This window comes from Nocardioides sp. Z24_21 (genome assembly GCF_058134345.1).
Genome location: NZ_JBYTTH010000002.1, coordinates 177116 through 196487, shown reverse-complemented (window position 1 = coordinate 196487; position 19372 = coordinate 177116). Strand labels below are relative to the sequence as shown.

The window sequence follows — 19372 nt, the reverse complement described above, 5'->3', positions numbered from 1 at the left end:
TGGGGACGCTAACGCCCGTGATCAGGTCCACATATTGGATCGATCACAGACCTGTGACGTGGGTCTCGCTACCCGGGCGCATGGTTGCGGGTCCGGCGGAAACGCTTCGGGGCGCGGCGCTCAGATCGGGGCGTCGGGGTCGATGCTGCGCGTCTCGGCGCGCCGGTTGCGGGTGCCGAACCAGTCGCGGACGTAGACCTTGGGCAGGATCTTGGCCACCGCCAGGGTGAGGTAGACGATGGTGTTGATCGCGACGAACGCGGACAGCACGGCGATGAACTCCTCGCGCAGCGTGCTCTCCGGAAGGATGATCCCCCACACGATCATCGGCCGTCCTCCGTCCGCGCGCCGTGTCCGGGCTGCACCACATGCTTCCAGGTGGCCTGCCTGTCCAGGGACAGGTCCCACACGCCCTTGACGTAGACGACGTTGAGGAACATGGCGTAGAAGAGCTCGGGGAACAGGCTCAGGCCGAGCAGCCTGGCCCGCCACCCACCGCGCCACACGGTGACCACCCGCTCGACGGTGAAGACCAGGCCGACGCCGATCCAGAAGGGGAACCAGACCCAGGTGTCGGTGGCGATGAGCATGAGGATGATGAGGGTGAGATAGCTGCCGAGGGCGATGACCCCGTAGCCGATGCCGAGCTGCTGGGCCCAGTAGCGGAACGTCGAGGGACGCAGCCCGTAGGCGCCGAGGTTCTCCAGGGCCCCGCGCTGCCAGCGCAGCCGCTGCGCCCACAGGGCGCGCCACGTCGGCATCACCTCGGTGACCACCGTGCACTCGGCCGGCGAGATCATCAGTGCGCCCAACGACTTCAGCGCGATGGTCAGCTCGTTGTCCTCGGTGAGCGCGACGGTGTCGTAGACGTCGCCCGGGATGCCGGGCAGGTTGCGCCCGCGCTCCTCGGCGACGGCCTTCAGCGCCCGGGCGCGGAAGACGGACGCGGTGCCGGTGAGGACGAACACCCGGCCCCGGCGACGCTTGAGGTCGCGCTGGTAGCGGGTGTACTCGTTGCGCTGGAACTGCCCGATCAGTCCTGCCCCCTCCTCGCCGTAGAACAGCCCGCCGACCGCCATCAGGGCACGGTCGTCGCTGAGGCGTCGTACGGCCCCCGCGAGGAAGCCCGCGTCGAGGGTGGTGTCGGCGTCCATGACCATCACGCAGTCGTTGTCGCCCATCCCGGGCAGCACCCGGGCCAGCGCCTGGTTGAGCCCGCCGGCCTTCTTCTTGGTGTTGGCGACGGTCTCGAGGACCTCGACCCCCGCCTCGCGCGCGAGCGGCACGGTGCGGTCGGTGCAGTTGTCGGCCACGACGATGATGCGCTCGGGCGGGTGCGACTGCGCGCGCAGCGAGGCGAGCGTCTCGGCGATGCACCCCTCCTCGTTGCGGGCGGGGATGAGCACCGTGATCGTCACCGGGCCGGCGTACACGCCGCGGGTCTCGGCCATCACGACCTTGGGGGCCAGCGGCATCCGGCCGGGGTCGTCGCTGCGCCGCGCGTGCGTGGCGATGCGGCGCTCGAACAGCGCGACGCCCGCGGCGAGCAGCAACGCCACGCCGACCGCCGCCAGCAGCACCCGCGGCGGAGGCGCCGCGGTGTCGTAGAAGACCTGCCACACGCCGAGCACCACGCCCTCCTCGGGCGCCTCACCCGCCTCGGGGTCGCCGGCCGCCACCGCGAGCCAGAGCAGCAGGGCGCCGAGGGAGGCGGTGCCGATGATGGCCAGTCCCACGGACCGCTGGACCCATTGCATCTGTCGAAGCCTCCTGTGCCTCAGTCGCCGTCGCCGAGGGCCGCGACGCCTGCGACGCCCGGGGTGAGCGCCGCGGCGGAGGAGAGGTGGGTGGCGACGAAGTCGTCGAACGGCACCGGCCGCCCGATGAGGTAGCCCTGGGCGAAGTCGACCCCCTCCTCGCGGCAGATCTCGAGGATGCGCGGCTCGGAGACGAACTCGGCGACGGTGCGCTTGCCCAGGTCGCGGGCGATGCCGACGATCGAGCGCATGATGGTGCGGTCGACGGGTGACTCGTGCACGTGGGCGACGAACTCGCCGTCGATCTTCACGTAGTCGAAGAGCAGGTGCTTGAGGTAGTAGAACGACCCGAAGCCGGCGCCGAAGTCGTCGAGGGCGAACGCGCACCCGAGGTCGGTCATCCGCGTGGCGAAGTCTCGCGCGAGGGCCACGTCGGCCACCGCGGCGGTCTCGGTGATCTCCAGGATCAGCGCCGACGGGTCGACGCCGTGCGTCGGGAGCCCGTCGACGATGGCCCGCTCGATCTCGGGGTTGCCGATCGAGTGGCCGGACAGGTTGACCTCGAACTGGAAGTCGGGCCGGTGGTCGCGCCGCATCCGGCCCAGCAGCTCGAGACTGTGGTCGACCACCCAGGCGTCGACCTGGGGCATCAGTCCCACGCGCTCGGCGATGTAGACGAACCGCGACGGCGGGACGAGCTCGCCGTCGTCGTCGCGCAGCCGCAGCAGCACCTCGGCGGAGGTGATCCGCCCGGTGGCCATGTCCATGATGGGCTGGAGGTGGAGCTCGAACCGGTTCTCGATGAGCGCCTGCTCGACGCGGCTCACCCAGTGCAGCCGGGCGGCCGTGCGCGGCCCGCGCGCGTCACCCTCGGACAGCACGACGGCCTGGTTGCGGCCGGCGTCCTTGGCGTCGTACATCGTCATGTCGGCGAGCGCGAGGACGTCTGCCGCATGCTCGGCGGCGGCGCGGAACGTCACCGCGCCGACACTGGCCGTGACGCGGCGGGCCACGCCGTCGAGGGTGGCGGCGTGGTGGGCGATGCGCTCGACGACGAGCTCGGCCACCCGTGCGGCGTCGGCCTGGTCGCCGTCGGTGAGCAGGATCGCGAACTCGTCGCCGCCGACCCGCGCCACGACGTCGGTGCTGCGGATGGAGCGGCGCAGCAGCCCGGCGATCGTGACGAGGAGGTGGTCGCCGGCGTTGTGCCCGAGCGTGTCGTTGACCTGCTTGAAGTTGTCGAGGTCGAGCAGCAGGAGCGCGCCGGTGGGTCCGTGGCGCTGGCAGCGGTCCAGGTGCCGCTCGAGCTCGCTCTCCAAGCGCCGCCGGTTGGCGAGGCCGGTGAGCACGTCGTGGTCGGCGAGGTGGGCCAGGCGGTCGAGGTAGCGGCGACGGTCGGAGATGTCGACGACGTTGATCATCACGATCTCGCCCATCTGCGGGTCGCCGACCACGGTGCTGCTGAGGGAGGCGCTGACGTCGTGGCCGCCGGAGTCGCGCAGGTTGCACTCCGACTGCAGGGAATCGCCGCGATAGCTCGACACCCGGTCGAGGTGGTCCTGGACGCGACCCTCACCCGGGGTCTCGAAGTCCGCGAAGCGATGGCCGACCATGTCGGGCGGGTCGAGGCCCACCAGGACGGCCATCGAGATGTTGACCCGGATGATCGTGCCGTCGGGGTCGAGGAGGGCGACGCCGTGCGGGGCGTCGTCGAAGAGCCGCTCGACCCGGTCGTTGGACACCTGGACGCGGCGGCTCTGCCGCTCGAGGTCGCGCACGATGCGTTGCAGGACGGGGGCGATGACCACCGCGACCGTGGCCCACAGCACCGCGCGGCGCCAGTCGCCGAGCGCGTAGCCCGGCAGCCCGATGAGCGCGATCGGCACGACGACGGTGAGCACGGCCAGCAGGCTCGCGACCCACAGCTGGGTGCGGCTTCCGGTGATGGCCAGCCAGAGGATCGGCAGCAGCAGCAGGACCGTCGTGCCGGAGGACGACCCCCCGTCGCTGGCCCCCGCGGCGTCGTTGACGAGGGCGGCGAAGGGGAACAGCAGGTAGGCCGCGACCGGGTCGAGCCACGAGCGCGTGCTGCGGCGCTGGCCCAGCGCGTAGACCACGACGACCAGCACCAGGCACAGCACCGCGAGCCCGACCACCCACCACGGACGCTCGTAGGGCGGCAGGAGCACGGTCACGAGGCCGGCGACAGCCACGATGCCGAACGGCGCGGCGATCGCAGGCCCACCTCTCCTCACGTCGGTGAGGGATGACACGGGTGCAGCGCCCCGCACGAAGCGACGTCGCACCGCCCCATCGTACTGGGGGCGTGCGACGTCGCGCGCGGGTTCAGTCGGTCTCGTCGAGGTCCGCCGCGACGCGGCGGTGGGCCTCCCAGATCTCCTCGGGCATCCGCTCGAACTGCGCGAGGTGCTCCTCGCGGAAGCCCATCTCCTGCTGCCAGCGCTCCTTGTCGATGCTCAGGATGCGCTCGAGGTCCTCCGCCGGCACGTCCATGCCCGAGAGGTCGAGCTCCTCCTCGGTCGGCAGGATGCCCACGGCCGTGCGGCGTCCCTCCACCTCGCCGTTCTTGAGCTGGAGCAGCCAGAGCAGCGGGCGCAGGTTGTCGCGGTAGCCGGGCCAGAGGAAGTGACCGTCCTGCGGGTCCTTCTGGAACCAGTTGACGTGGGCGAAGATCGGCTGCTCCTTCGCGGCGCCCACGATGTCGAGGTAGTGGCGCGCGTAGTCGCCCTCGCCGTAGGCCATGAAGGGGCGGTTGGACATCGGGTCGTAGCGCAGCTGGCCGTCGACGCCCTCCGCCGCGAACGTCGCCTCGGCGCCCAGGGTGAGGCCGTCGTAGACGCCTTCGGCGAGGTCGGTGATCGCGCGGATCAGCGGCTCGCGGTCGCTCGTGCGGCCGCCGAAGATGATCGCGTCGATCGGCACGCCGGGCGGGGCGTCGTAGTCGGGGGCGATGTTGGGGACGTTGTCGAGCGTGGTGGTGAAGCGGCTGTTGGGGTGCGCCCAGGGCGCGGTGTCGTTGCTCTTGCGGTCGGCCAGCGGGGAGCCGGTCCAGTCGAGCCAGCCGCGCACGTCCGACGGCGGCTTGGGGGTCTTGCCCTCCCACCACACCTCGCCCGTCGACGGGTTGTAGGCGACGTTGGTGAAGATCGCCTTCGAGCCCTCGTCGACGGAGTGCAGGGCGTTGGGGTTGGTGGTCTCGTTGGTGTCCTTGGCGACGCCGAACACGCCGTACTCGGGGTTCATGCCCATCAGGCGGCCGGACTCCTCGTCGACCCACAGCCACGCGATGTCGTCGCCGTAGAACGCCACGTGGTAGCGATCGCCGAGCGCGTCGGGGGCCGCCATCATCGCGAGGTTGGTCTTGCCCGAGGCGCTCGGGAAGCCGCCGCAGACGTGGTAGGTGCGGCCCGTCTGCTTGTCGTGGATGCCGATGAGCATGTACTGCTCGGCGAGGAACTTCCGGCTCGCCCAGCCGTCGTACGCCCCCTGCCGCAGGCCGTGGGCGATCTTGCCCAGCAGCGCGTTGCCGCCGTAGGAAGACCCGAAGTGCAGGATCGTGCGCTCGTCGGCGACGGTGACGAAGTAGCGCTGGTCGTCGGGGGTGCCCTGACCGAGGTGCTCGAGGTCGCCGGTCACGTGGACGGCGCGGACGAACGAGTCGGGGTCGTCGAGGTCGTTGACGAACTGCACGCCGACGCGGGCCATGCGGATCATGTGGAGCGCGACCGTGCGCGTGTCGGTGAGCTCGACGCCCGCCGCCCAGCGCTCGAGCGGGTTGCCGGCGGGGGCCATCAGGTAGGGGATGACGTACATCGTCCTGCCCGTCGACGCCCCGCGCATCCGCTCGCGCAGCAGCGGCTTCATCTCCGAGGCGGGGCGCCAGTTGTTGTAGACGCCGCGGTCCTTCTCGTCGTTGGTCGCGACGATGGTGCGCTCCTCCGAGCGGGCGGTGTCCTTGTAGTAGCTGCGGGAGTAGTAGCGGCCCTCGCCCGCCGGCTGCAGCTCACCGGCCGCGAGGGACTCCTCGATCAGCCGGGCGTCGTCGGAGGCGTTGACCACCTCGACGCGCTCCGCCCCGGTGAGCTCGGCGTACTCCTTCACGAACTCGCGAACCTTCGGGTTGGTCAACCCGGCCTCGTCCATCACTGCCTCGAGATCTGTCATGGCGCTCCCTCTCGTCGTGCGGCGGTGCGTCGCCGCGATGCGGGTTGCTTGGCACCCTAGGGCACCGCCGCCTCGCCCGATCCGTCCTCCCGGGGGTGCTGATTTCGCCGCTTCGGACTGCGTCGGCTATCCTCGACCAGTCGTCGCGAGCCCGCCGGTTCGCGCAGACGGGCGCCTGTAGCTCAACGGATAGAGCATCTGACTACGGATCAGAAGGTTTGGGGTTCGAATCCCTACAGGCGCGCAAGACATGGATCGCCCCTGAGCTGCGGAGACGCGGGACAGGGGCGATCGTGCGTTGGTGCGAGGCGGTCCCGACCCGCACCGGCTCGCCAGGGACGCCAGGTCAGCGGCCGGCGGTCGCCTCACACCGCGCCTTCAGGCCTTCCGCCTCCAGGTCGACGTACCTCGCGGTCCTCCGCAGGGTCAGCGCTCCGATCAGGGACGCCAGCGGACCGGTGTGGCGGATGCCGAGGCGCACAGCAGTCCGCGACCCGTCGTCGATCGGCTCGACCCAGTGGTCGCCGTAGGTGGTGACGCCGGACTTCGTCGCGACCCATCGGAAGTGTCGTCCCGGGGTGAGCTCATCCACGGTCCACACCATCGCGGGCATGCGCGGTTGCTCGATCTCGACCGCGAGGCCGAGCCCCACCCCCGCCCCGGTGGCGGTCCCCTCGACGATCCGCGCGCTCGTCATGGACGCGGTCCACTCCGGCATCCGCTCGACGTCGGCCAGCACCCGCCAGACGTCGTCGCTCGGTGCGTCGATCACGACTCTTCTGCTGCACTCCGTGGCCATTGCACCCACCGTCCCTTCCTGGACTCCGCGATCGCGGTGTGTACCATATGGTACATCGTCCTCGTCGAAGGTGCCTCCCATGTATCCAGATCCCTCCTGGCCCGTCATCGCCCTGGCGGCACTCCAGGTGGTCGACGGCCTGCTGTGCGTCAAGCCGGTCGCGTTCATCGCCGCGTGCTTCGACGACGTCGGGTTCCCGACGCGCTGGCGCTGGGTCTTCCCGGTGGTCAAGCTCGCCGCGGCCGCGGGACTGCTGGTGGGCCTTGTCGTGCCCTACCTGGCAGCGGCGGCCACGGCCGGCCTGGTCGTGTACTTCGTCCTCGCCATCGGCGCCCACCTCAGGGCGCGGGACCTCGGCCGCAACCTCTTCGTCAACGCGACGGGGATGCTCGCCGTGTGCCTCGGGGTGCTCTACGCCTCGTTCGCCTGAGCCGTGTCACGGAGCAGGGCGGCGTAGAAGTCCAGGTAGCGCTCGTGCGCCCTCGCCACCGCCTCCGTGTCGCCGGTGGCGAGCAGGTCCAGCAGCAGTCCGCGGACCACCGCGATGCCGAGACGCGCGTCGACCGGCGCGTGCTCCGCGTCCCCGGTCGCGGCGGCGAACATGCCGGTCAGGGGCTCCATCCACTCCTCGACGGAGCTCTTGGGCAGCTCTGCCGCCGCGCCGGACCCCTGCAGGCCGGCGGCGTAGAGCTGGAAGAACAACCTCTCGTGCGGGGCGACCGAGGGGCTCGACAATGAGCGCCACATCGCGCGTGCGGCGGCGATGGGGTCCGGGTGGATGGAGGCGAGCTCGACCCGCCGCTCACGCTGCAGGCGTTCGACCTCCTCGACGACCGCCACGAGCAGGCCGTCGAACGAACCGAAGTGGTAGATGAGCATCCGGTGGCTGGTGCCGACCTCTTCGGCCAGACGCCTCAGCGTCCAACCCCCGCTCCCCTCGCGGGCCATGAGCTCGATCGTGGCGTCGAGCAGCCGACGCCGCGGGTCGGTGGGCCCCGCAGAGTCCCCACTGCTCCGCTCCGACACACCCGCAACCCTAGACGACGGCGCGGCTCCGGACGTTGAGCCGGTCACGACGCCGGCTCGGTCCGCGACTCGCGCCACCGCCTCTCGATCCCGTTGAGGAGTGCGGGGTAGACGACCCGGTGACGCAACGGCCTGATGAGCGCCATGTAGGCGCGCCCGAGGCGGCCGTTGGGACGCACGAGGACCGCCATCTGGCCGCGATGACCGCCGCGGCCGTCCGCCACCCAGCCGAGGTGCATCACCGTGTGGACGGTGCGGTTGGCCATCTCGGCGGCCCACTCGTCCCCGGTCTCGTAGAGCGTCACGAACGGTACGCCCGGGAGGTCGCTGCGCGGTGCCCGGACGAGGTCGGCGGGCAGGCGGCCGCGCAGCGATGCCACCCGGTCGCCGAGCCCCGACTCCGGCCGGTCCCACCCGAGGAGCTGGCCGATCCGCCAGCGGGCAGCCCAGAGCACCTGGACGATGCGCGGCGCACTGGCGGGGAAGTCGTCCTCGACGAAGGCCGCGACGAGGGAGCCGAACTCGTCGCCGGCCCCGTTGGTCTCGATGGCCCAGACGTCCTCCAGGGTGAAGTCCCGGGTGGCGTCGTGGATGCGCCACGGCTGGTCGACATGGGCCTGTCGCGGCAGTCTCATGAGGTGCTCTCCGTTCGTCGGGTGCCCTGCGGCGGGACGCGGATGCGTACCACATGGTACAACACGTATGTACCATGTGGTACGTCCGCGGTCCAGCGCAGGCCGCGGCGAGTCGCCCGAGGAGGACCCGGTGGGAGCAGTCGACGTATGGGCACAGCAGGTCACACCGCGCATGGCCGAGCAGCCGTGGATGGCGAGCCTGCTCCGCTGGACGCGCCAGGACAGCCGCGACATCGTCGTCCCGGTGGAGCGGACGGTCGCGACCATGGACGAGGCCGACGTCGACATCGCGCTCCTGTCCGCCTGGCACGGCCCGACCGGTGCGCTGATCAGCAACGACGAGGTGCTCGATGCGGTGAGCACGCGGCCGGACCGGTTCCGCGCCCTCATCAGCGTCGACCTGCACCGGCCCTCCGATGCGGTGAGCACCATCCGGGAGCTGGCGAGCGACGACGCGGTCGTGGGGGTGCGGGTGGTCCCGTGGCTCTGGGACCTGCCACCGGACGACCGGCTCTACTACCCCGTCCATGCAGCATGCGTCGAGACGGGCCTGCCCTTCTGCACCCAGATCGGCCACACCGGGCCGCTCAGGTCCTCGGAGACCGGACGCCCCATCCCCCACCTCGAGCGCGTGCTGCTCGACTTCCCCGAGCTCGTGGTCGTCGGTGGTCACGTGGGCTTCCCGTGGCTCGACGAGGTGACGTCGCTGGTCCTCAAGTTCCCCAACTTCTACGTCGACTCGTCCGCGTACGCCGTCCATCGCCTGCCGACCGCCTTCGTCGACCTGGCGGCGGGAGTGGGCCGCGGGCGCGTCATGTTCGGCACCAACCACCCCATGCTGAGCGCTGCTCGCGCGCTGGAGGGACTGCCCCACCTCGGGTGGGGCGACGACGTGGTCGCGGCGTTCCTCAGCACGACGGCCCGCCGGGTGTTCGACCTGCCCGACCCGCGCTGAGCTGCGCCTAGGATCGACGGGTGCCGCCCATCGACGACGAGTCCCGTCCGCGCGTGGCGGGCTCGGTCGAGCTGACGCCCCAGCAGCGCGTGGGCGGTGACCACCTGCGGATGATCCACGACCACTTCCGCGCCCAGCTGGCAGCCCTGAGCCGCGCCGTGGAGGGCGTACGGGACGGGGCGGGCGACGGGGCGGGCCAGATCGAAGCGGGGGACCTCGCGGCGGTGCGCGCAGGGGTCCACGGCCTCGCGCCGGCACTGACCGCCCAGCAGGTCGCCGGGATGTGCGGGCAGGTCTGCCGCTTCCTGACGATGCACCACTCGATCGAGGACCAGCGCCTGTTCCCCGCCGTCGCGACCCTGGAGAGGTACCGCCCCGTCGCCGTGCGGCTGGGCGAGGAGCACCTGGTCGTCCACGCCCACCTCGAACGGGTCGACGACCTGGCCGTGGCCGTCGCGTCCGACCCGGCCCGGGTCGAGGAGATGCTGGCCGCGGTCACCGACCTCCGGACCGACCTCGAGTCGCACTTCGCCTACGAGGAGGCCGAGATGGCCGAGCCGCTGGGACTGCTGGGGCTCCTCGTCTAGCTGCCCCCGGGCGCCGCTCACCCCGTCGTGCGGGACTCCTGGTGCCCCCAGCGGAGCTGGTAGGCCATCAGCGGCTGGAGGGCGGCGAGCAGGTCGCGTCCGCGCGGGGTGAGCCGGTAGCGCACCTGGACGGGGGTCGACGGCACGACCTCGCGCTCGACGAGGTCGTGGGCCTCGAGCTCGCGCAGGCGGGCGGTGAGGAGGCGGGCGGAGAGCCCGTCGACCGCGGCCTCGATCTCGCCGAACCGGGTCGCACCGCGACCGAGGGCGAGCATGATCGCTCCGGTCCAGCGGCGCCCGACGAACTCCAGGATCGGGGTCGCCTCGCGGCAGGTGGCGTCGTCGATCAGGTCGCGGGGGGCGAGGGTCCGGGTCACTTACCCATCGTAACCCGCTTACCCCAGGTTGTCCCGGTGGCGTCGAGGACGGATCCTTGGGGCATGCCCGACTACGGCCACTCCCTTCGCTTCGGCACCTTCCTGACCCCCACGGCCGCGACGCCGCAACGACCCGTCGACCTCACGCTGGTCAGCGAGGACCTCGGCTACGACCTCGCGACCTTCCAGGACCACCCCTACCAGCCGTCGTTCCTCGACACGTGGACCCTGATGGCGTACGCGGCGGCTCGCACCGAGCGGATCCACCTCTCGGGCAACGTGCTCAACCTGCCGCTGCGGCAGCCGGCGGTGCTCGCCAAGTCGGTGGCCAGCCTCGACCTGCTCAGCGGCGGCCGGGTGGCGCTCGGGCTGGGCGCCGGCGGGTTCTGGGACGCGATCGAGGCCTACGGCGGCACCCGGCTCGCCCCCGGCGAGGCGGTCGACGCCCTGGCCGAGGCCATCGAGATCATCCGTGGCATCTGGGACACCGGCGACCGCTCGGTGCTCGCCGTGCCCGGCTCCCACCACCGGGTCCACGGCGCGAAGCGCGGCCCGGCGCCGTCGCACCGGGTGCCGATCTGGCTCGGCGCCCTCAAGCCCCGGATGCTGCGGCTGATCGGGCGCTCCGCCGACGGCTGGCTGCCCTCGCTGGCCTACCTGCAGCCCGGCGACCTCCGGCGCGGCATGGCCACCATCGACGCCGCCGCCCGCAAGGCCGGCCGCGACCCGGCCGAGGTGACCCGCCTGCTCAACGTCGGCCCCGACCTGGGCGCCGACGACCTCGTGCGCCTCGCCGTCGAGGACGGGGTCAGCACCTTCATCGTGACGGGCGACGACGAGGGCGGCCTGCGCCGCTTCGCCGGCCTCTTCGACGAGGTCCGCGAGCGGGTCGCCGAGGCGCGCAGCGCCAGCGGCACGACGGTGCGTACGACCGTGCGCGGTCCGGCGGCGCTCGCGCGGCGGCTGCCCGGCATCGCGTACGACGACCTCCCGGACACCCTGGCCGAGCGGGCCGTCGAGCCGGGTGACGCGGCCTACGCCCGCTACCGCTCGGCCTACCTGCGGGGCGGCGCGCCGGGCCTGGTGCTGCGACCGCGCACCGTGGCGGAGGTGCAGGAGGCGGTCGCCGTCGCGAGCGAGCACCGCGACCTGCCCCTCGGCATCCTCAGCGCAGGGCACGGGATCTCGGGCCGCTCGCTCAACCACGGCGGGCTCGTCGTCGACGTGAGCGCGCTCGACTCCATCGAGGTGCTCGACCCGGAGGCCGGCACGGTGCGGATCGGGCCGGGCGCCCGGTGGGCCGGCGTCGCCCGGGCGCTGGCCCCGCACGGCCTGGCGATCAGCAGCGGCGACTACGGCGGCGTGGGGGTCGGCGGGCTGGCGACCGCGGGCGGCATCGGCTGGTTCGCCCGCTCGCACGGCCTCACCATCGACCACCTGACCGCCGTCGAGCTGGTGCTGGCCGACGGCCGGGTGGTCCGGGCGACGGCCGAGGAGGAGCCCGACCTGTTCTGGGCGGTGCGCGGCGCCGGGGCCAACTTCGGCATCGCCACCTCCTTCGACTTCACCGCCGCCCGCGTGGGCACCATCGCCTTCGCCCAGCTCGCCTTCGACGCGAGCGACACCGCGACGTTCCTCGAGCGGTGGGGCCGCGCGATCGAGGAGGCCGACCGCAGCGTCACCGGTCAGGTCGTCCTCGGCCGGCGGCGCGGTGGGCAGCGGATCGCCCAGGCGATGCTCGTCGTCGAGTCCGACGACCCCGAGACCGTCGTCGCACGGCTGCAGCCGGTGGCCGAGGTGGCGCCGCTCGTGCAGCAGGACGTCGCCCTGACGACGTACGACCAGGTGATGGGGCTGTTCGGCAGCGACGAGCCGCAGCAGGGCCAGGGCGAGCCGCGCACCCACTCGGGGCTGGCCGACCACCTCACCCCCGAGCTCGCCGCGGAGGTGGCCGCCCTGCTCGACGGCGGGTCGTCCTACTTCTTCTCCCTCCGTGCGGTCGGAGGTGCGGTCAGCGACGTGCCGAGCCACGCCACGGCCTACGCCGGGCGCAGCGCGGGCTTCTCGCTGTCGGCGTTCGGGGCCGACGGCCGCTTCGACGACGCCTGGGAGCGGCTGGTGCCGCACCTGTCCGGCAGCTACCTCAGCTTCGAGACCGGCACCGGACCGGTCTGGCTCGAGCGGGCCTTCCCGCCGGCCCACCTCGCCCGGCTGCGCGAGCTCAAGGCCAGGTTCGACCCCACGGGCCTGTTCCGCGACAACTTCTTCATCCCTCCGACCGTCGCCACGGCCGCCGACCTCGCCTCTGAGGGCCCGGCCGCGTGAGGCGGGTCGTCCTCGACGTCGACACCGGGATCGACGACGCCCTCGCGCTCCTCTACGCCGTCACCAGCCCGGCCCTGGAGCTCTGCGGGGTCACCACCGTGGTCGGCAACGTCCCGGCCGAGGTGGCCGCCCGCAACTCCGCGGCCGTCCTGGGCCATGCGGGCGCCCGCGAGGTGCCCGTGGCGCTCGGCGCCACGACCACGCTCTCCGGCGCCGGCGCGCGGGAGGGCGCGAGCAACCACGGCCCCGACGGGCTCGGCGGGGTCCGGCTGGCGTCGGCGCGCCAGTCGGCGTACGCCGACCCCGTGGCCGTGCTGCGCACCGCGGCCGACGGCGGCCCGGTCACCCTCGCCGGCCTGGCACCCCAGACCAACCTGGCCTCGCTCGCCCACCTCGCCGACGACCTGGTGCTCGTCGCGGGCGAGCTCGCGGTCGAGGAGCCGCCCGAGCTCAACGCCGCCCACGACCCCGACGCCACCGCCCACGTCCTGGCGAGCGAGCGACCCACGACGCTCTACGTCGCGGACGTGTTCGAGCAGGTCGCGGTGGCGCCGGGCGACGTCGAGCGCCTCCGGTCCTCCGCCCGCCCGGCCGCGGCCCTGGCGGGCGCGCTGCTGGCCGTGCGCCGCGCCCACCTCGTCGGCGACGCCGGCGCGCTCGTCCTCCTCACCCACCCGCACCTGTTCCGCGTCGAGCCGCGACGGATGGGGCAGGTGGGCGCCCACCTCACCGAGGCCGGTGACGGCCGCGTGCTGCCGGTGGCGGTGGAGGTGGACGCCCCGGCGGTGGCACGGACGTTCGTCGAGGCGCTGCTCGCGCACTGAGGAGGCACGGCGCTCTGGCGCACGTACTTCGAATGCGAAACACTGTGGGCATGTCGAGCCGTCTCGGTCCCCGTCTGCGCAGGTCGGTGCGGCTCGCCTTGGTGGCGGCGCTGCTGGGCGCGGGAGCGTCGGCCTGTGCCGACGATCCGGACCCCGCGGACGCCCCGCAGCCGCCGACTGCGGAGGTCACCTCCCTGGCGGATCGCTGCCTCAGCGCCTACCCGGACGGCGTGCCGGTCGAGCGCGTCGTGCTGGAGGGGGACGGCACGGACATCGTCGGGGCCATCGTGGGCGACTCCCCGGCGACGACGGCGGTCGTGCTGCTCCCGCAGATCGGCCCGGCGGGCCTGTGCGGATGGCTGCCCTATGCCGCCGTCATGGCACGTGCCGGGATCACGTCGTTGCCCATGGACCCCTGCGGCTACGGCGAGTCCGCGTGTGACGACGTGCCGATCGAGACCCAGGTCGAGCTCGCGATCGACCACCTGCGTGACCTCGGGGCGGACCGCGTCGTGCTGATGGGCGCCTCGATGGGCGGGTCGCAGACGGTGCGAGCGGTGGGTGCGGGCGCCGAGGTCGACAGCTGGGTCGACCTCTCCGGCCCCAGCGCCTGGGAGGGCGAGTGGCTGCTGGACGTGGCCGGGGACGTCGACGAGCCCGGCCTCGTGGTCCGGGCGCGCAGCGACGGCGACCCCGGCGAGTTCGCGCGAGCCCGACGGCTGGCGGCGCGCACGGGCGCGACGTTCGTCGAGGCGCCCTCGGGGCACGGGTGGGACATGCTGCTCGACGTCGACCGCCGTCCCACCCGGGTGGGACGGGCCGTGCTGGAGTTCGTCTGCTCCGGCCGGCCCGAGGCGTGCAACGACCGGTAGGCGCGGAAGCCGCTGGTCAGCGGTGCCAGGTCGCGGACACGTCGTCCAGGCCGTGGGCGATGCGTCCCAGCGCCGCCCGGAGCTCGTCCCGCGCGGCCGCACCCCCGACCGACCGGTCGAGGCGGCGTACGACGTCGGCCACGATCGCCTCGCACGCCGTCCGCTTGGCCTCGCCCGCCGGGGTCAGCGTGAGGGTGACCGAGCGTCCGTCGCTCTCCGACCTCGTGCGCCTCAGGTGGCCCCGACGCTCCAGGAGGTTGAGGTAGCCCGTGAGGGTGCCCGGCGACAGCGAGAGCCGCTCGGCGAGGCGGCCGGGGGTGTCCGCTCCGCGGTGCACCTGGCCGTAGACGGCGTAGTGGGCGGGCGCGACCCCCTCGCGCAGGAGCGCGGTCTTCAGGAGCGCTCCGATGCGCTGGTCCAGCACGAAGAGGTCCAGCAGCAGGTTGCTGCCCGGCTCGTCGAGCACGGGCGGGGGCGGGTCCGAGGAACGCCGTGGCATGGCGGCACCCTACGGCGGGCCGCTACCACTCGCCCAACGCGGCGAACCGCTCCCCGATGAGCCGGTGGGTCTGCGAGTCGGGGTGCAGGTTGTCGGGCAGCGGCAGCCGCTCGGCGTCCGCCGGGCCGTAGAGCGCGAGGCCGTCGACGTACGCCAGGTGCGGGTCGGCGCGCCGCTCGACCACCTCGGCGAGCACCTCGCGCACGACCTCCAGGGTCAGCGCGCCCCGCCCGACCGCCTCGGGGTCGCCGGTGGCGACGAAGGCGACCCGCCCCTCGGCCAGCGCCTCCATGTCCGGGCCCGTCGGGCCGGGCGTCGCCTCGTGGATCCCGCAGTGGACGGGTGAGACCAGCCGGATCGGCGTACGCGGGTGGCCGTCGCGGATCGTGTCGAGCCAGCCGTGCAGCGCCGGACCGAGCGCACGGCGGCGCAGCAGGTCGGTGTTGACGAGGTTGATGCCGATCTTGAGGCTGATCACGTCGGCCGGGGTGTCGCGGAGGGTGCGGGCGACGAACGGGTCGAGCAGCGCGCTGCCGCCGAGCCCGAGGTTGACCAGGTCGAGGCCCGCGAGACGGGCGGCCACCACGGGCCAGGGCTCGGTGGGGTGGGTCGCGACCGAGCCGTGGCTGATCGAGCTGCCGTGGTGCACCCAGCGCGGCCGCTTCTGCACGAGCGGCGCGAGCGGGCCGTCGGCCCGAAGGTCGATGAGCTCGGTCTGCTCGTCGTGCGGGAGCCAGACCTCGACGTGGCGCTCCCCCGCGGCGTCGGGCGCGGGCAGGTCGATCACCAGGGTGACCGGCTCGCCGGCGGTGAGCGTGCTGGCGCCGGTCATCATGTCGACGTCGAGCACGTTGCCACCGGGCGCCTGCACCCGCTGCACCAGCTCGCCGTCGACCAGCACGTCGTACCAGCCGTCGGGCCGCGCGGGCGCGCCGACGTAGCGCCGCTTGGTGGGCAGCACGTCGAGCTCGAGCCGCGTGGCCGCGGTGCGCAGCGCGAGGCGTACGCCGGCGGGCTGGGCCTCGACGAGGCGCAGCTGCGGGTCGTCGGTCTGACGGCGAGCCCACGCGGGCAGCCGGTGCGGCAGCAGGCCGCGCGCCGTCTGCTCGAGCTCGAGCGCGCCGGCGACGAGGGCGGGGTCGATCATCGTGCCTCCCAGGAGCGCAGCAGGGTGTCGAGCCCGTCGAGCACGCGCTCCCACGTGTCGTCGGACGTGGGGGCGCTCGCACCGCCGTGGCCGAAGGCGCCGGCGGCGTCGAGGGCGGCGTAGCCGTGGAAGGTCGCGCCGAGCAGGCGCACCGCGTGGGTCTCGTCGGCGGCCGACAGCGCGTAGCCGCGCAGGGCGGACCGGGTCAGCTCGGCGTGCCGCGGGCCGGCGCTGGCCGCGGCGGCCTCGGCGTCGAGCGGCAGCCGGGTGGCGGCGTAGCGCCCCGGGTGGGCGCGGGCGTAGTCGCGCCAGACGCCGCCGAGGGCGACCAGCGCCGACCGGCCGCCGACCCCGGCGAGCGCGGCCGCGACCGCCTCGGCGGTCTCCTCGAGCGCGAGCAGCGCCACCCGGACGCGGACGTCGTCGGCGCTGCGGACGTGGGTGTAGAGGCTCGGGGTCGCGATGCCGAAGCGCTGGGCGAGCGCCGCGAGGGTCACGCGATCGAGGCCGACCTCGTCGGCGAGCTCGGCGGCGGCCTCGGCGACGCGCCCGCTGGTCAACCCGGCTCGGGGCATGGTGCGGCCCCCTTCCTCATGCGGTGAGGCTCTCACCTTAGGGCATGAGGAAGGGGGCCCTTGATCAGCGGCTGCGGGTGGCCTTGCGCGCCGCGTCCACCTCGTCCTTGGCGCCCTCGCTGACGAGCGCGCCGCTCGCGCCCTGCAGGTGGGCCCGGATGAACCAATGGTACTGCTCGAGCTCTCCGGTCTGCCCGGTGAGGATGTCCTCGGTGACGGGGTCGTCCTCGACCGCCTCGATCGCCGCACGATGGTCGGCGATGATGCCGGCGTAGACGAGGTCGAGGGCGGCGAGGTGCGCCGCGGTGTCGGCGCGGCCGAGGTCGTAGTCGTCCCACGAGCGGGCCGCGACGAGGGCGCCGGGCAGGCCGTTGGGCGGGACGCCCAGCGTCGACATCCGCTCGGCGAGCACGTCGACCATGGCGCGGACGCCGTCGATCTGCGGGTCGAGCATCTCGTGGACGCCGATGAAGTGCGGGCCCACGACGTTCCAGTGCGCGTGCTTGAGCGTGAGCGCGAGGTCGTTGAGGGCGTGCACCCGCATCTGCAGGGCGTCGGCGACGGCGTGGCCCGTCGCGGTGTCGAGGCCCGGGACGGTCAGCGGCGCGTCGGCGTCGCTGGTGACCTGGGACGGGGTGGCGGTACGTGTCGTCTTCTTGGTCATGTCCTCCAACCTAGGCCCGGCGCGCAAGCCCGTCGCGGGCGGGGCACCGGCCTCGTCGGCCCCCTCCCCCGCTCGGGTGAGGAGCCGTCGCGGAGCCGGTGGCACCGTGGTCCGCATGGCCGAGAAGAAGACGACGACGAAGGATCCCGGACCGTCGGTCAAGGACGCGGAGGTCTACGAGGCCCTGCGCGACGACGGCGCCAGCAAGGAGAAGGCGGCCCGCATCGCCAACGCCTCGGCCGCCCGCGGCCGCTCGTCGGTCGGCGAGCGCGGCGGCGAGGCGACGGCCTACGAGGACCGCACGGTCGACGAGTTGCGCAGGCGCGCCGCCGAGCTCGACATCGAGGGCCGCTCGACGATGTCGAAGGCCGAGCTGATCGACGCGCTCCGCAACCACTGAGACCGACCCGGCGCTCGAGCCGGCTCGAGACGCGCCCACTCGACTGTCGAGCCGGCTCACGATGCGCCGACTGGACCCTCGAGCCGGCACACGACGCGCCGACTGGACCATCGAACCGGCCCAAGATGCGCCGCCTCGGGGGCGAACTGTGGTCAGGATGCGCCGACTCGGCGGGAGATCACGGCGAAGATGCGCCCACTCGACTAACGGGGGTCGAGCTCGGCGAGGGCGCGGAGCCAGGTCCGGTCGGCGTCGGTCGCGGAGGTCGCCGGGGCCGGGGCGGCGACGTCGAGCAGGCGCGCGGCCGCCGGGGGCACCTCGCCGCCGGCGGCGCGTACGACGTCGGCGAGCACCCGGCCCGCCGCCACCGCGGCCCCGCGGTGGGTGCTGATCACCGCCTCGTAGCTCGCCGCGGCGGGCACCTCCCACGCGGCGACGAGCGCGGCGTAGGACTCCCCGAGGCACACCACCGCCCACTCCCGGCGCAGCGGGGAGTCGGCCGGCAGCTGGCACCGCACCGGCGCCGCGGCGAGGTCGGCGGGCGTCTCGTCGTCGAAGTCGGCGACCACCGCCGACCAGGCCGCGGTGCGCCCGAGCTCCTCCCACCGGTGGCGCGAGGAGGCGTAGCGGTGCCCGAGCTGGAACGCCCCGAGCACGACGGACCGGTCGCCCCGGGCCAGGCACTCGTCCTCCACCGCGTGGGACGCGGCGATCAGGGCGCGCCGGTGCAGCCGCAGCGGCCGGACGCCCGGGGCGGCCGAGGTGGCCGCCGCGAAGGCCGACCGCTCACCGCGGACCTCCTGCTCACGCACCACGGAGTCGATGGCCACCTGGAGCGGGAGGCCGGTCTCGCGCACCTCCAGCACGCGCCGCACCAGCTCGACGTCGGCGTCGGTGAAGCGCCGGTGCCCCGAGGCGGACCGCTGGCCGGAGGGGAACCCGAACCGGTGCTCCCAGGTGCGCAGCACGCCCGGCGTGACGCCTGCCCGCGCCGCCAGCACCCCGATGCTGAACCCGTCCGTCACCACGACCTCCTCGAGAAACCGACGCCCACACCCTTGTCAGGGATGCTCGCATAACTTATACAGGTGTGTAGAGGTTTTTGTCCCATTCCTTCGGATGTCAGGAGACTCCCATGGGCAGCATGATCCTCATCAGCACCGTCGCCATCCTCGTCGCGATCGTGGGCTGCGCCGTGATCTGGCGCCTCGACGCCCTCCGCGCCGACGAGATCGCCCACACCCGACCGCCGGAGCAGCCGCGCCCCCAGGTCGGCCCCGCCGACGGCTCCGGCCCCGCACCCCTGCGCGCGTCGTCCTGACCTCCCTTCCGTCAGTCAGGGCGACGCCCCGGGCGGGCCCCAGGGTGGGCCGGGTGGACCCCCGGCCCGGTCCACCCGGACGGGTGTCCTTGTCCGACCACCGCCGTGGCAGGTTGGAGGAAGGACCAGCTGGTCCCGCACCTACCTCAGAGGAGGAACGACGATGGGTCTGGACGACAAGTTCGACAACAAGTCCGACGAGCTCAAGGGCAAGGCCAAGGAGGCCACCGGCAAGGCCACCGACGACGAGAAGCTCGAGACCGAGGGCAAGACCGACCAGGCCGGCGCCAACCTCAAGCAGGCCGGCGAGAAGGTCAAGGACGCCTTCAAGGGCTGATCCGGCTGCACGGGCCATCCGCTCGCCGACCGGCGCGGCAGCCGCGTACGCCGCGCATGCCGCGCCGGTCGCTGGGTACGAGCGGGC

The 19372-nt window shown here is 73.2% G+C and carries 22 protein-coding genes and 1 tRNA gene; 10 read left to right on the top strand and 13 right to left on the bottom strand.

What is annotated here, in order from left to right:
• Positions 1-120: 120 nt before the first annotated feature.
• From AC3X7Z_RS07380 to AC3X7Z_RS07365, 4 genes are all read right to left on the bottom strand, one after another.
• Positions 121-327 (bottom strand): hypothetical protein, encoded by a 207-nt coding sequence (locus tag AC3X7Z_RS07380; RefSeq protein ID WP_186339889.1) that lies wholly within the window; start codon positions 325-327, stop codon positions 121-123.
• Positions 324-1757 (bottom strand): glycosyltransferase family 2 protein, encoded by a 1434-nt coding sequence (locus tag AC3X7Z_RS07375; RefSeq protein WP_489975506.1) that lies wholly within the window; start codon positions 1755-1757, stop codon positions 324-326. Before AC3X7Z_RS07375 ends, AC3X7Z_RS07380 begins: the two co-directional genes overlap by 4 nt.
• A gap of 20 nt (positions 1758-1777) precedes the next feature.
• A complete protein-coding gene (locus AC3X7Z_RS07370) occupies positions 1778-4030 on the bottom strand; it encodes a putative bifunctional diguanylate cyclase/phosphodiesterase (protein WP_489975505.1) in 2253 nt (750 codons plus the stop codon).
• Between the two features lie 73 nt (positions 4031-4103).
• Positions 4104-5942, bottom strand: coding sequence for a phosphoenolpyruvate carboxykinase (GTP) (locus AC3X7Z_RS07365; protein ID WP_489975504.1), 1839 nt, complete (start codon positions 5940-5942; stop codon positions 4104-4106).
• Positions 5943-6113: 171 nt separating this feature from the next.
• Between AC3X7Z_RS07365 and AC3X7Z_RS07360 the strand changes: the two genes are divergently transcribed.
• A tRNA-Arg gene (locus AC3X7Z_RS07360) sits at positions 6114-6186 on the top strand.
• A 102-nt stretch (positions 6187-6288) separates the two neighbouring features.
• Here AC3X7Z_RS07360 and AC3X7Z_RS07355 read toward each other — a convergent pair.
• Positions 6289-6741, bottom strand: a complete 453-nt coding sequence (locus AC3X7Z_RS07355; protein ID WP_489975503.1) for an SRPBCC family protein — start codon at positions 6739-6741, stop codon at positions 6289-6291.
• A gap of 79 nt (positions 6742-6820) precedes the next feature.
• Here AC3X7Z_RS07355 and AC3X7Z_RS07350 point away from each other — a divergent pair, with 79 nt between their 5' ends.
• Complete coding sequence (locus tag AC3X7Z_RS07350; protein ID WP_489975502.1) at positions 6821-7171, top strand: DoxX family protein; 351 nt, start codon at positions 6821-6823, stop codon at positions 7169-7171.
• Here AC3X7Z_RS07350 and AC3X7Z_RS07345 read toward each other — a convergent pair.
• On the bottom strand, positions 7153-7767 hold the full coding sequence (locus AC3X7Z_RS07345; protein ID WP_489975501.1) for a TetR/AcrR family transcriptional regulator: 615 nt from the start codon (positions 7765-7767) through the stop codon (positions 7153-7155). The genes AC3X7Z_RS07350 and AC3X7Z_RS07345 overlap by 19 nt on opposite strands.
• A gap of 44 nt (positions 7768-7811) precedes the next feature.
• A complete protein-coding gene (locus AC3X7Z_RS07340; RefSeq protein ID WP_186339885.1) occupies positions 7812-8402 on the bottom strand; it encodes a DUF2867 domain-containing protein in 591 nt (196 codons plus the stop codon).
• Positions 8403-8532: 130 nt separating this feature from the next.
• On the opposite strand from AC3X7Z_RS07340, the gene AC3X7Z_RS07335 reads away from it, so the two are divergent.
• Together AC3X7Z_RS07335 and AC3X7Z_RS07330 are read left to right on the top strand one after the other, a co-directional pair.
• Positions 8533-9357, top strand: a complete 825-nt coding sequence (locus AC3X7Z_RS07335; RefSeq protein WP_222129347.1) for an amidohydrolase family protein — start codon at positions 8533-8535, stop codon at positions 9355-9357.
• A gap of 20 nt (positions 9358-9377) precedes the next feature.
• Positions 9378-9944 carry a hemerythrin domain-containing protein gene (locus AC3X7Z_RS07330; RefSeq protein ID WP_489975500.1) on the top strand — a complete coding sequence of 189 codons (567 nt, stop codon included), beginning with the start codon at positions 9378-9380 and terminating at the stop codon, positions 9942-9944.
• A gap of 17 nt (positions 9945-9961) precedes the next feature.
• Here AC3X7Z_RS07330 and AC3X7Z_RS07325 read toward each other — a convergent pair whose 3' ends face one another.
• The gene (locus tag AC3X7Z_RS07325) at positions 9962-10321 is read right to left on the bottom strand and encodes a winged helix-turn-helix transcriptional regulator (RefSeq protein ID WP_206054468.1); all 360 of its coding nucleotides are present in this window, start codon (positions 10319-10321) and stop codon (positions 9962-9964) included.
• 63 nt (positions 10322-10384) lie between these two features.
• On the opposite strand from AC3X7Z_RS07325, the gene AC3X7Z_RS07320 reads away from it, so the two are divergent.
• Genes AC3X7Z_RS07320 through AC3X7Z_RS07310 form a run of 3 tightly spaced genes read left to right on the top strand, consistent with a single transcriptional unit; the run spans position 10385 to position 14342 of the window.
• Positions 10385-12646, top strand: a complete 2262-nt coding sequence (locus AC3X7Z_RS07320; RefSeq protein WP_489975499.1) for an LLM class flavin-dependent oxidoreductase — start codon at positions 10385-10387, stop codon at positions 12644-12646.
• Complete coding sequence (locus AC3X7Z_RS07315) at positions 12643-13470, top strand: nucleoside hydrolase (protein WP_489975498.1); 828 nt, start codon at positions 12643-12645, stop codon at positions 13468-13470. Before AC3X7Z_RS07320 ends, AC3X7Z_RS07315 begins: the two co-directional genes overlap by 4 nt.
• Positions 13471-13520: 50 nt before the next feature.
• A complete protein-coding gene (locus AC3X7Z_RS07310) occupies positions 13521-14342 on the top strand; it encodes an alpha/beta hydrolase family protein (RefSeq protein WP_489975497.1) in 822 nt (273 codons plus the stop codon).
• A gap of 16 nt (positions 14343-14358) precedes the next feature.
• Here AC3X7Z_RS07310 and AC3X7Z_RS07305 read toward each other — a convergent pair whose 3' ends face one another.
• The 4 genes from AC3X7Z_RS07305 to AC3X7Z_RS07290 all read right to left on the bottom strand — a co-directional run bounded on the left by AC3X7Z_RS07305 (position 14359) and on the right by AC3X7Z_RS07290 (position 17227).
• Complete coding sequence (locus tag AC3X7Z_RS07305; RefSeq protein ID WP_186339880.1) at positions 14359-14841, bottom strand: MarR family winged helix-turn-helix transcriptional regulator; 483 nt, start codon at positions 14839-14841, stop codon at positions 14359-14361.
• Positions 14842-14863: 22 nt separating this feature from the next.
• The gene (locus AC3X7Z_RS07300) at positions 14864-15988 is read right to left on the bottom strand and encodes an SGNH/GDSL hydrolase family protein (protein WP_489975496.1); all 1125 of its coding nucleotides are present in this window, start codon (positions 15986-15988) and stop codon (positions 14864-14866) included.
• A complete protein-coding gene (locus tag AC3X7Z_RS07295; protein WP_489975495.1) occupies positions 15985-16563 on the bottom strand; it encodes a TetR/AcrR family transcriptional regulator in 579 nt (192 codons plus the stop codon). The genes AC3X7Z_RS07300 and AC3X7Z_RS07295 overlap by 4 nt, the downstream gene beginning before the upstream one ends.
• A gap of 64 nt (positions 16564-16627) precedes the next feature.
• Positions 16628-17227 carry a Dps family protein gene (locus AC3X7Z_RS07290; RefSeq protein ID WP_489975494.1) on the bottom strand — a complete coding sequence of 200 codons (600 nt, stop codon included), beginning with the start codon at positions 17225-17227 and terminating at the stop codon, positions 16628-16630.
• Between the two features lie 115 nt (positions 17228-17342).
• Between AC3X7Z_RS07290 and AC3X7Z_RS07285 the strand changes: the two genes are divergently transcribed.
• Positions 17343-17627, top strand: a complete 285-nt coding sequence (locus AC3X7Z_RS07285; protein WP_186339876.1) for a DUF7218 family protein — start codon at positions 17343-17345, stop codon at positions 17625-17627.
• Positions 17628-17830: 203 nt separating this feature from the next.
• Here AC3X7Z_RS07285 and AC3X7Z_RS07280 read toward each other — a convergent pair whose 3' ends face one another.
• Complete coding sequence (locus AC3X7Z_RS07280; protein ID WP_489975493.1) at positions 17831-18652, bottom strand: DICT sensory domain-containing protein; 822 nt, start codon at positions 18650-18652, stop codon at positions 17831-17833.
• A gap of 110 nt (positions 18653-18762) precedes the next feature.
• Here AC3X7Z_RS07280 and AC3X7Z_RS07275 point away from each other — a divergent pair, with 110 nt between their 5' ends.
• Positions 18763-18948 (top strand): hypothetical protein, encoded by a 186-nt coding sequence (locus AC3X7Z_RS07275; protein WP_489975492.1) that lies wholly within the window; start codon positions 18763-18765, stop codon positions 18946-18948.
• Positions 18949-19111: 163 nt separating this feature from the next.
• A complete protein-coding gene (locus tag AC3X7Z_RS07270) occupies positions 19112-19285 on the top strand; it encodes a CsbD family protein (RefSeq protein WP_186339875.1) in 174 nt (57 codons plus the stop codon).
• Positions 19286-19372: the final 87 nt, after the last annotated feature.